General features: G+C 70.8%; 8 protein-coding genes. 4 read left to right on the forward strand and 4 right to left on the reverse strand.

What is annotated here, in order from left to right:
* Window positions 1-314 precede the first annotated feature (314 nt).
* From BO39_RS16205 to BO39_RS16220, 4 genes are all read right to left on the reverse strand, one after another.
* Entirely contained in the window at window positions 315-1,889 is a 1,575-nt protein-coding gene (locus BO39_RS16205) for an efflux transporter outer membrane subunit (RefSeq protein WP_043835204.1), read from the reverse strand.
* A 2-nt stretch (window positions 1,890-1,891) separates the two neighbouring features.
* A complete protein-coding gene (locus tag BO39_RS16210) occupies window positions 1,892-3,463 on the reverse strand; it encodes a DHA2 family efflux MFS transporter permease subunit (protein WP_043835206.1) in 1,572 nt (523 codons plus the stop codon).
* Window positions 3,460-4,674, reverse strand: coding sequence for an HlyD family secretion protein (locus tag BO39_RS16215; protein ID WP_084698180.1), 1,215 nt, complete (start codon window positions 4,672-4,674; stop codon window positions 3,460-3,462). The genes BO39_RS16210 and BO39_RS16215 overlap by 4 nt, the downstream gene beginning before the upstream one ends.
* A gap of 535 nt (window positions 4,675-5,209) precedes the next feature.
* A complete protein-coding gene (locus BO39_RS16220) occupies window positions 5,210-6,220 on the reverse strand; it encodes a tripartite tricarboxylate transporter substrate binding protein (RefSeq protein WP_043835208.1) in 1,011 nt (336 codons plus the stop codon).
* 114 nt (window positions 6,221-6,334) lie between these two features.
* On the opposite strand from BO39_RS16220, the gene BO39_RS16225 reads away from it, so the two are divergent.
* The 4 genes from BO39_RS16225 (at window position 6,335) to BO39_RS16240 (ending at window position 11,418) form a co-directional block, all read left to right on the forward strand.
* Entirely contained in the window at window positions 6,335-6,805 is a 471-nt protein-coding gene (locus BO39_RS16225; protein ID WP_156963715.1) for an Lrp/AsnC family transcriptional regulator, read from the forward strand.
* A gap of 206 nt (window positions 6,806-7,011) precedes the next feature.
* Window positions 7,012-8,997, forward strand: coding sequence for an HAD-IIIC family phosphatase (locus tag BO39_RS16230; RefSeq protein WP_052402187.1), 1,986 nt, complete (start codon window positions 7,012-7,014; stop codon window positions 8,995-8,997).
* Between the two features lie 127 nt (window positions 8,998-9,124).
* The gene (gene rpe, locus BO39_RS16235) at window positions 9,125-9,799 is read left to right on the forward strand and encodes a ribulose-phosphate 3-epimerase (RefSeq protein ID WP_043835210.1); all 675 of its coding nucleotides are present in this window, start codon (window positions 9,125-9,127) and stop codon (window positions 9,797-9,799) included.
* Window positions 9,796-11,418, forward strand: coding sequence for a heparinase II/III family protein (locus tag BO39_RS16240; RefSeq protein WP_043835212.1), 1,623 nt, complete (start codon window positions 9,796-9,798; stop codon window positions 11,416-11,418). Before rpe ends, BO39_RS16240 begins: the two co-directional genes overlap by 4 nt.
* Window positions 11,419-11,583 lie beyond the last annotated feature (165 nt).

Below are 11,583 nucleotides of genomic sequence, written 5' to 3' on the forward strand. Positions count from 1 at the left end.
TCTGCTGAGGATTGATGGCCCGCGGGGCCCTGGCAGGAGCCGGGGCCCCGCGGGCTTTTTCATCGCCCGTTCGACCTGTCGGGGCGGCACCCTGCGGTCCAGCGCCCGCCACCTTCTCCCGTCCGCTGGTTGACCCCGCTTCCCCATCTGCCCGTGCATTGCCTCGGGCCGGCGACACGGGGCGCACCGACCGCCACGTAGTCCCCATTCGCAGAGAAAGATGATGGAGAGGGGTCCGGGGAGAGGAAGAATTCCTTCTTCCTCTCCCCGGAATTACCAGCGCCGACAAGTCAGGATAAAGGCCCCGGGACTATTTAGGGCCGCACGAAGGGCAGCGGCGTGCGGGACGGTGCCGCGGCCTCCGCCATGGCCGCCCAGTCCTGCTGCGACCAGCCGCCGCCGAGCGCCTTGTAAAGCGAGACGACATCGTTGGTGACCGACAGGGTCGCGCGGATCTCCTGCTGCTGCGCCGCGACGAGGGAGCGCTGGGCGTCCAGCACCTCGATGAAGCTGCCGAGGCCGTTGTCGTAGCGGTCCCGCGCGAGCGTGAGGACGGTGCGGGTGGAGGCGACGGTCTGGCGGAGCTTGTCGCGCTGGGCCTGGTCGGTGCGGTAGGCGACGAGGGAGTCCTCGACCTCGCCGAGGGCGTTCAGCACGGCCGCGCGGTAGGCGAGCGCCGCCTCGACCTGCTGGGAGCGGGCGAGGGTGAGGTTCGCGGTCAGGCGCCCGCCCTGGAAGATCGGGACGGAGATGGTGGGCCCGGCCGAGTAGAAGTGGTTCGCCCAGCTGCTCAGCGCGCTGATCTCCACGCCGCGCAGGCCGAGATTCCCGGTGAGCGAGACGGAGGGGTAGAACTGCGCGATGGCGACGCCGACGCCGGCGGTGGCCGCGTGCAGCGTGGCCTCGGCGCGGCGGATATCCGGGCGGCGGCGGGCGAGCTCGGAGGGCACGCCGACGGGCAGGCGGGGCGGCGCGGGCGGGATCGGGCGGGGTGGGCCCAGCTCGTCGTCCAGCAGGCCCGGCGGGCGGCCCATGAGCACGGCGAGGCGGTTCATCGCCTGCTGCGCCTGGGCGGCGAAGGGTTGGAGCTGGGCCTCGTAGCTCGTGAGTTGCGCCCGCTGGTTCTCGACATCGATCTGAGGCGAGAGTCCGTCGCGCTGCCGGCGCTGGGTGAGGCCGAGCAGGCCACGCGCGGCGGCGATGTTCGCCTCCTGTGCGCGGGCCAGAGCCTGGGCGGCGCGCAGGCCCGAATAGGTCTGCACGACATCGCCGATGAGGGTGACGAGGGCGTCGTTGCTGCTCTCGATCGCGGCCTCGGTCTGGGCATTCGCCTGTTCCTCGCTGCGGCGGATGCGGCCGAAGAGGTCCAGCTCCCAGGCGGCGTCGAAGCCGGCCTGGAAGAGGTTGACCGGCCGCGTCGCGGCGTTGAGGCCGTTGGAGAGGGCGTCGGCCGCGCGGTCGGAGAGACCGGGGCTGGCGTCGTCCAGCGTCGTGTTGCCGCGGAGGCCGCGCGCGGCGTCGAAGGCGCCGCGGGACTGGAGGATGCCGCGCAGGCCGAGCTGCTGGCGCGTGTAGCTGCCGCTGCCGCCGATGGTGGGCAGGCCGGCTGCGCGCGCCGCCGCCTCGCCCTGGCGGGCCTGGACCACCCGCTGCACCGCCTGCTGGAGGGTGAGGTTATTGGTGACGGTGCGCTCGATGAGGCTCTCGAGCACGGGGTCGTGGAACTCGGACCACCAGCGGGGATCGGGGCGGGATTCCATCGTCACGCCGCGCGCGCGGAGCGCCTGATTGTAGGCGTCGAGATGGGTGGATTCGGGCGTCTCGAAGTTCGGCCCGAGGGTGCAGGCGCCGAGCGCGCCGGCGAGGAGAAGCGGGAAGAGGGCGCGCATGGTCAGTGTCCGCCGCCCCCGCCCTGGACCTTCACGCCCGAGAACATCAGGCCGAGCGGCACGATGAGCAGGGCGACGCCGGCGACGATGAGGAAGGCGTCGGAATAGGCGAGCACCGCGACCTGATCGCGCAGCATCCGCTGCATCTGCCCCGTGGCCAGCTCGGCCGCCTGGGAGGCGGAGTAGCCGTAGTCGATCAGGGCCTGCCGGATCTGCTGGAGCGTCGTGTTGAAGGGTTCGTAGAGGGGCGTCATGTGTTCCGAGAGCTGGCTCGTGCGGATCTGCTGGTGGTTGGCGACGACGGCGGTGGAGACGGAGATGCCGATCGAGCCCGCGACGTTGCGGATCATGGTGAAGAGGGCTGTCGCGTCGCCGTTCAGCTCCCGCGGCAGGGTGGCGTAGGAGATCGTGCTGATGGGCACGAACAGGAAGGCGAGGCCGACCGTCTGCGCCGCGCGCATGAGGGCGAGCTCCGTGTAGTCGATGTCCGGCGTGATGCCGCGGGAGTAGAGGAGCGCGCCGCTGAGGAGCAGGCCGCCCAGCGCCACGATGTATTTCGCGGGGACGATGCCCAGCAGTCGCCCGGTGAGCGGGATGAGCAGCAGCAGAACGCCCGCGCCGGGCGCGAGGATGAGGCCGGACCAGAAGGCATCGTAGCCGAGCTGCTGCTGGGCGAGCTGCGGGATGAGCACGGCGGAGCCGTAGAGCACGAAGCCCATCAGCCCGATGGCGAGGCAGCCGAGGGCGAAGTTGCGGTCGGCGAAGACGCGCAGGTTGACGATGGGGTTCTTCGCGTAGGACAGCCAGGTGATCCCGCCGATATAGCCGAAGGCGGAGATGAGGGCGGCGTTGCGGATATAGGCGGAGGAGAGCCAGTCGTAGTTCTCGCCGCGGTCGAGTGCCAGCTCCATGCCGGCGAGCGCCAGCACGATGAAGCCGAGGCCGATATAGTCGAAGCGGATGGGACGCTTCGCTTCCTCCGTGACCCAGGGCGGGTCTTCCACGACCTGCAGCACGCCGAAGACCGTGGCGGCGCCGATCGGCACGTTGATGAGGAAGATCCAGTGCCAGGAATAGGTGTCCGTGAGATAGCCGCCCGCGACCGGCCCGAGGATGGGGGCCACGACGGTCGCGACGGCGGTGACGGAGAAGGCGGTGCCACGTTTCTCCGGCGGGAAGGTGTCGAGGATGATGGCCTGCTGCGTCGGCTGCAGCCCACCGCCGAAGAAGCCCTGCAGCGCGCGGAAGAGAAGGAGCTGCCAGAACTCGTTCGCCATGCCGCAGCCCAATGAGGCGAGGGTGAAGACCGAGATGCAGATGAGGAAGTAGCGCCGCCGCCCGATCATGCGGCTGAGCGAGCCGGAGATGGTCAGCACGATGCCGTTGGCGACGAGGTAGGTGGTCAGCGCCCAGGTGCTCTCGTCGTTGGAGACCGAGAGGCTGCCGGCGATATGGGGGAGCGAGACGTTGACGATGGTGGTGTCCAGCACCTCCATGAAGGCTGCCAGCGTCACGACGAGGGTGATGACCCAGGGATTGGCGCGGGGCTTCCAGCCAGCCTCCGCGCCGCTCATTCGACGTTAACCGTCGGCACCACGGAAAGGCCGAGGGGGAGCGGCCGGTCGGCGGGCACGCCGTCGTCGATGACGATCTTCACGGGCACGCGGCGGACGATCTTCACGAAGTTGCCCGTCGCGTTCTCGGCCGGGAAGGCGCTGAAGCGGGCGCCGCTGCCCATCTGCACGCTGTCGATATGGCCGTGGACCTTCATGTCCGGGAAGGCATCGATGCGGATGTCCACGGGCTGGTTCGGCCGCATGCGCGCGAGCTGGTTCTCCTTGAAGTTGGCGGCGATCCACACCTCGGGGGTGACGAGGTTCATCACGGTGGTGCCGGGCTGGAGCAGCGCGCCGCGCTCCACGTTGCGGCGGGTGACGCGGCCGTCCTGCGGCGCGCGGATCTCGGTGTAGGAAAGGTTGAGTTCGGCCGCCGCGAGCTGCGCCTCGGCCTGGGTGACGGCAGCGCGGCGCTGCTCGACCGTTGCCTGCGCGAGGTCGATCGTCTGCTGCGTGACGGAGGCGACCTGCACCTCCGCCTCCGCCTGGGCGACCGCCGCGGTGCGCACGCGGAGGGCGGCGGTCGCGGTGTCGATGTTCGACTGCGTGGTGGCGCGGGGATCCACGGCGCGCTGGCGGCGCTCGTCGGCGCGCGCCTGCTCCTGGCTCGCCTGGGCGGAGGCGCGCTGCGCCTCGGCCTGCGCGAGCTGCGCGGGTGCGCGCACGCGGGCGACCTCGAGGTCGATCTCGGCCGCGCGGAGCTGCGTGCGGGCGAGCGCGAGCTGGGCGCGCGCCTGGTCGCGCTGCACGGTGTAGTCGCGCACATCGATCCGCAACAGCAGGTCGCCCGCCTTCACGAGTTGGTTGTCGTCGACCGCGAGTTCCGTGACGTAGCCGCCGACGCGCGGCGCGATGGTGACGGCGCGGCCCTCGGTATAGGCATCGTCAGTGGATTCGAGGTCGCGGTGGCTCCACCAGTACCAGCCGCCGCCGATGACCGCGAGGAGGAGCACGGCGGCGCCGATGATCAGAGGCCAGCGCTTGCGGCCCTTGCCGTCACCGTCCTCCTTCTTGTCGTCAGCCTGTTTTGCGGAACGCTTGGCCGGTTCCTTGTCAGAGTCCGCGCGCTCCCGCTCGTCGTTCTCGCGGCGGTTCTTCGCGTCGGGGTTCTCTACCGGCGTGCTGCGGTTCGCCCGTTCCAGGGCCAGCAGGTCACGGCTTCTCGCCATCCGGTCACCGTCCGCCATGCCGCCCCCACAGGCCCGGTTCGCGGCGGGCAACCGATGAATTCAGATGAAGCATGCTGGGCGATGTATTCAGCGCTGGCGCGATCACCATGCTGCAACTGCTCACGTGGAGGAGAATACACGTGGGGGGCGGGGGATAACCCGGAGTTGATCTGTGTGGGCAGGGGAGTGACGCGCGTGCGGGACGATTGCCCCAATGGATTGGGTGACCTGCGCGGAACTACGCCGTATTGCGGGAGACCTGACCGCGGCGGTCCCTGTGACACCGGAGAGGGCTCTGCCCTCTCCGAACCTCACCTGCCAAGGACCTGAGGCCCTTGGAACCCCGTCTGACTGTCGCGGAACCTTCCTTCACGTGCCGTCGCCGCGGGTCCATGATCCGAGGCGCACCGGTCGCCAAGTCATCTCAACTCAAAGAAAAAGATGATGGTGAGGGGTTCGGGGAGAGGAAGAATTCCTTCTTCCTCTCCCCGGAGTCGCCAGCGCCACCAGGTCAGGACAGGTCCTTAACGGAATATCAGTCCACGCGCGCCCCGGAGGCGCGGACGATGGCGGGCCAGCGCGCCGCCTCGGCCCGGACGAGGGCCGCGAAGTCCGCGCGGCTGCCGGCGGCGAGTTCGAAGCCCTGGGCGCGGAGGTTGTCGCCCACCTCCGGCCGGGCCATGGCGGTGCGGGTCTCGGCGTGCAGGCGCTCGAGGATCGGCTCGGGCGTGCCGGCGGGGGCGAGCAGGCCCTGCCAGGTGACGACCTCGAAGCCGGGGAAGCCGCTCTCGGCTACGGTGGGCACCGCGGGCAGGGCCGGGCTGCGCGAGAGGCCCGTGACGGCGAGCGCGCGGATGCGACCTTCCCGGATGTGCTCGATGGCCGCGGGCAGGGTGACGAGCAGGCTGTCGATATGGCCGGCGACGAGATCGACCACGGCCGGGCCGCCGCCGCGATAGGGCACGTGGGTGGTGGTGAAGCCCAGTGCCTGGCCAAGCATGATGCCGCCGAGATGGCCGATGCTGCCGTTCCCCTGGGAGGCGAGGGTGGTGCCGCCCGCCATCTCCTGCGCCAGACGGCGGTAGCTGGCGAGGTCCCCCGCTTCGAGGCCGTTCTTCACCACCAGGACCTGGGGCGCGCGGACGAGCTCGGCGATCGGCGCGAAGTCGCGCACCGGGTCGAAGCCGATCTTCGCGTAGAGCGAGGGGTTGATGGTCAGCGGGTCGGAACCGACGAGGATCGTCAGCCCGTCGGGCTTGGCGCGGGCGGTCAGCTCGAAGGCGATGTTGCTGCCGGCGCCCGTGTGGTTCTCGACCACCACCGGCTGGCCGAGCGGCCCGGTAAGGGCGCGGGCCACGCTGCGCCCGAGGATATCGAGGCTGCCGCCGGGGGCGACGGGGACGATGATGCGGAGCGACCGGTCGGGCCAGGCGGGCTCCCCTCCCTGCGCCATGGCGGGGCGGGCGGCGGCCGGTCGGGGGGAGGCGAGCGGGGTGGCGAGGGCGGCCGCGAGGGAGAGGAGGCCGCGGCGGGAGGGGGCGTGCATGGGGGTCCCAGGAGTTTTCGGGTTTGGAGGATGGTTTTCTCCCCTGCCGGCCTCGTTGCACAAGAAGAAGATTTTTGTGCTACTTTCAGTGTGCAGCGGAGATAGATTTGGCAAATGCCGGTTCCTGCGGAGTTGGACACAACCGATCGCGAGATCCTGCGGCTGATCCAGCGGGACGCGACCCTCTCCCTTGCCGCGATTGCGGAGGCGGTGGGGCTGACCCCCACCCCCTGCTGGAAGCGCATCCGGCGGCTGGAGCGGGCGGGCGTCATCGCCGGGCGGGTGGCGCTGCTGGATGCTGCGCTGGTTGGCCTGCCGCTTTCGGTCTTTGTCGCGCTGGAGATCGCGGACCATTCCGCAGCCTGGATCGAGGGCTTCGCCGATGCGGTCGCCGCCATGCCGGAAGTGCTGGAGTGCTGGCGGATGGGCGGCGACGTGGACTACCTGCTGCGCGTCGCGGTGGCCGACATGCCCGCCTACGACGCCTTCTACCGCCGCCTGACCGCGACCGTACCGGGCCTGCGCAACGTTACCAGCCGCTTTGCGATGGAGCGGGTAAAGGGGACCACCACCCTGCCGATCTGACCCCTGCACCGGCGTCGGGCCCTGGCCATCCCCCTTGGGTCGGTCGGCCGAGGTTGATCCTTGCTTCGGTAGTGCCTCAAGGGATAGTGAACGCCTGTTGGCGCAACCGGGTAAGCGGGCCCGGGCCGGCATCTAACGTCACGTCGCGGGCCGATGTGCCTTCCGAACCGCTGCGGAATGCGCCGGCTCCCCTGAGCGAGGGTTGAATGGCGCATCTGGACCAGCCCATCACCGCCGAGGATGTCGAGTGGGTCTTCCGGGCCATTCTCAACCGGCCGGTGAACAACGACGAGTGGAAGGCGAAGATCGTCGGCAGCGGCGTGAAGATCGGCGACTTCATGACGAGCGTCCGCCGCTCGCCCGAGCTGGTGGCGCGGGTGATCCGGGAGGCGGGGGCCACCCTGCCCTCGCCGCAGCGAATCGAGGACCAGGCGTTCCGCCTGCCCGGCCACCTCTCCATCACTCCCGCGCGGCCGGCCCGGTTCCTGCTCATCGGCTCCTGCCTCATGGACAGCTGGCCGGGGGTCATCACGGCGGCCGAGCCGGGGGTGTCGATCAGCCGGATCACCTTCAACAACGCCGCCCCCCTGCCGCCCATGACGACGGCCGAGGCGAAGACCTACGACTTCCAGATCCTGCAGATCCCCGTTCGCTCCGTGCTGCCGGAGGTGGGGCTGATGTCGATCAAGGGCGGTGACCTGGCCGGCTACCAGGCGCTGTTCGACCAGGCCTGCCGGCAGATGAAGGCGAATCTCGAAGCGATCGCGGCTTACAATACCCGCTACGGCATCCCCTCCTACCTGCTGAGCTTCTACACGCCCATGCAGAACCCGCTCGGCCGGGCGCAGAAGCGCTACTGCCTCAGCAACATGGTCTACTTCATCGAGGAGCTGAACCGGCGCCTCTACGAGGAGGCGGCGCGGTTCCGCAACCTGACGGTGATCGACTCGGACGGGATCATCGACACCTTCGGGAAAAAGTACTTCCAGGACGACTTCATCTCGCACTTCACCCACGGCTCGATCGCGACGGGGCTCGACATGCCCGGCGACCAGGGACGGCTGGAGCCGATCGGTAACGTGGATGAACTCTACGCGCCGCAGGTCGGGCGCGTCATTCTCTCCTTCTACCGGGAGGCGTTGGCGCTGCGGAAGGCGGAGCAGCAGAACGACGCGGTGAAGCTCGTCATCTTCGACCTCGACGACACGCTCTGGCGCGGCGTGGCGGCGGAGGCCGACGATCACGGCGGGGAACTCGTCGAGGGCTGGCCGCTCGGCGTGCTTGAGGCGGCGAGCTACCTCTGGCGGCGCGGCATCCTGCTCGCGATCGTCAGCAAGAACGACGAGGCGACGGCGCGGTCGATCTGGAAGAAGGCCTACCGGGGCCGCTTCCCGCTCGAGAACTTCGCCTCCGTCAAGATCAACTGGCAGCCCAAGGCGGAGAACATCGCGGCGATCCTGGCTGAGGTAAACCTGCTGCCCGATTCCGTTCTCTTCGTGGACGACAACCCCGTGGAGCGCGCGGCGATCCGCGAGGCCTTCCCGGGCATCCGCACGATGGACGCCCCATTGGCCGAGTGGCGGCGCATCCTTCTCTGGGCGCCCGAGCTGCAGCGAGCCGTGATCACCGACGAGGCGGTGGCCCGCACCGAGATGATCAAGGCGCAGATCGAGCGCGAGGCGGTGCGCTCGGAGATGAGCCACGAGGAGTTCCTCGCCTCGCTGGGCATCGAGATCGTGCCGCATGTGGTGCGGGACGGCGCGGACAAGCGCTTCCAGCGCTGCTTCGAGCTGCTGAACAAGACGAACCAGTTCAACACCACCGGCCGCCGCTGGGCGCCGGCCGAGATGGAGGCGCTCTTCGCCGAGGGGGGGTGCCTCATCGCGCTCGACGTCTCCGACAAGTTCACGAGCTACGGCATCACCGGCGTGGTGATCGTGCGGCGGGACACGGTGGAGCAGTTCGTCCTCAGCTGCCGGGTCTTCGGCATGGGGGTGGAGCAGGCGGCCATGGCGGTCGCGCAGCGGCACATCGGGGGCACCATGCGCGGGCTGATCCAGCCGACGGAGAAGAACAGGCTCTCCCTCGGCCTCTACGAGACGCTCGGCTTCAAGGCCGGCGAGGGCGGGGCCTGGGTGCTTCCCGAGGGCCGGCTCGAGGTTCCCGGGCATATCAGCCTCTCCGCCGCCTGAGCGTCCGGACCCGGCAGGGACCCCGGCGGGGCCCTGCCCCGTGGCCGGGGGGTTGCACCCACGGCCCGATGGTGCTTCCCGCGCGCGGTCGGTTGCCGGGGCAACCCCTCTGCCGCATAAACCCCGCGTGACAAGCGCCGCTCCGCACCCCGTCCTGATCGCGCCCTCCCTCCTGGCCGCCGACTTCACCCGACTGGGCGAGGAGGTGCGGGCGGCCGAGGCCGCGGGCGCGGACTGGCTGCACCTCGACATCATGGACGGGCACTTCGTGCCCAACATCTCCTTCGGCCCGGCGCTCGTGCGCGCGCTCCGCCCGCTGACGCGCATGCCCTTCGACGTGCACCTGATGATCGCGCCCGCCGATCCCTATCTGGCCGCCTTCGCCGAGGCGGGGGCGGACCTCATCTCCCTGCATCCGGAGGCGGGGCCGCACCTGCACCGTTCCCTGCAGACCATCCGTGCGCTGGGCCGCAGGGCCGGCGTGGTCCTCAACCCCGCGACGCCGGTCGAGAGCGTCGCCCATGTGCTGGACCTCGTGGACCTGATCCTCGTGATGGCCGTGAATCCGGGCTTCGGCGGCCAGTCCTTCCTGGAGAGCCAGTTGCCGAAGATCGAGACGCTGCGCCGGATGATCGACGCGACCGGACGGCCCATCCACCTGCAGGTCGATGGCGGGGTGACGGCGGCCACCGCGCCGCGCTGCATCGCCGCGGGGGCGGACGTGCTGGTGGCGGGCACCGCCGTCTTCGGGGCGCCCGACCGGGCCGCCGCGGTCCTCGGCCTGAGGGGGCGCGCGGCATGAGCGGCACCTGGCTTCGCGGCGCGCGCCGCACCCTTTCGGGCCTCAAGCCCATCCGCGTGCCGGACGCGCCGGCGCGCGCCTTCCGCGACCTCTGGCCCGGCGATGCCACCCGCGGGCAGCGCCTGCTGAACGGGGAGCTGGAGGTGGCCGGCACCGTTCGCCCCCTGCCCGACGATCCCCGCGCCTTCGGCCCTGGCGCCGGCAGCCCTACCTGGCGTGCGGCCTTGCACGGCTTCTCCTGGCTGCGCGACCTGCGCGCGCTGGGCACGGACGCCGCCCGCATGCACGCGCGCGACATCGCCCGCGCCTGGCTGGAGGCGCCCGGCTCCGACCCGCTGGCCTCGACCCCCGAGGTGACGGGCGCGCGGCTTTCCGCCTGGCTCGGCCACTGGGACTTCACTGCCGCCACCGCCGAGGACGGCTTCCGGCGCGCGATGATGACGCGCCTGGCCTCCGACGCCCGCATCCTCGTCGCCAGCCTGCCGGCCGAGGCACGGCACCGGGGCGCGCTGGTGGCGCTGAAGGGTGCGCTGGCGGCGGCCGTCGCGCTCGAGGAGGAGCCCTGGCTCACCCGCTGCCTCAAGCTGCTGCCGGCCGAGATCGATCGCCAGATCCTGCCGGACGGCGCGCATGTGGAGCGCAGCCCCGGCATCCTGCTGCTGGCGCTGCAGGATCTGATCGAGATCCGCAACCTGCTGCACGGCGCCGGCATCGAGGCGCCGCCGCACCTCGCCCACGCGCTGGACCGCGCGGCGCCGGCGCTGCGCCTGTTCCGCCACGGCGACGGCGGGCTCGCCGCCTTCAACGGCACGCGGGAGGAGGCGGCGAGCCTGCTCGACCTCGTGCTGACCCAGGCACAGGCGCGCGGGCGCGCGCCGCTGATCCTCGGCGATGCCGGCTTCCAGCGGCTCCAGGCCGGGCGCACCCTGGTGATCACCGATTGCGGGGCGCCGCCGCCCAAGGGCGGCGCGCCCGGACCGGGTGGGCTGGCGCGCGGCGCGGACCGGCACCACCACGCCGGCACCCTCTCCTTCGAGATGTCGATCGGCCGGGACCGGATGATCGTGAACTGCGGCGCGGCCCCCGCGGCCGAGGGCGCCTGGCGGGACGCGATGCGCGCGACCGCCGCGCACTCGACCCTGACGCTCGCCGACACTAACAGCAGCGAGCTGACCGAGGACGGCCTCGGCCGCCGCCCCGAGAACGTGGAGGCCGAGCGCCACGAGGCGAGCGGGGCGCAGTGGCTGGAGGCGACGCATGACGGCTGGAAGCGCGGCTTCAACGCCCTCCACCGCCGCCGCCTCTACCTCGCGGAATCCGGCGACGACCTGCGCGGCGAGGACCTGGTGGAGGGCGAGAACGTGCCCGCCTTCACCGTGCGCTTCCACCTCCACCACGCGGTCAACGCCACCCTCCATGAGGACGGCGCCTCCGTGCTGCTGCGCCTTCCCTCCGGCTCCGCCTGGCGCCTGCGCGCGCGGGGCGGGCAGGTCTCGGTGGAGGACAGCGTGCAGCTCTTCGGGGAACCGCGGCAGACCAAGCAGGTGGTGGTCGCGGCGGAAGCGGGCGCTGGCGGGATCCAGTGGGCGATCGGGCGAGTGGCGGCGGGCGAGGGCTGACTTCGGGCGTCGCCGGTGACGCTGGGGGAGAGAATGAATTCTCTCCCCCAGACCCCCACTCATCTTTTTCTTCAAGTCGGAGATGCTTTGCGGCCGGTGCGCCTCGGGTCGTGGACCCGAGGCGACGACACGTGAAGGAAGGTTCCGCGCCAGCCAGACGGGGAT

Origin of the sequence: Roseomonas aerilata DSM 19363 (genome assembly GCF_000711725.1) — a bacterium.
GTDB lineage: Bacteria > Pseudomonadota > Alphaproteobacteria > Acetobacterales > Acetobacteraceae > Roseomonas > Roseomonas aerilata.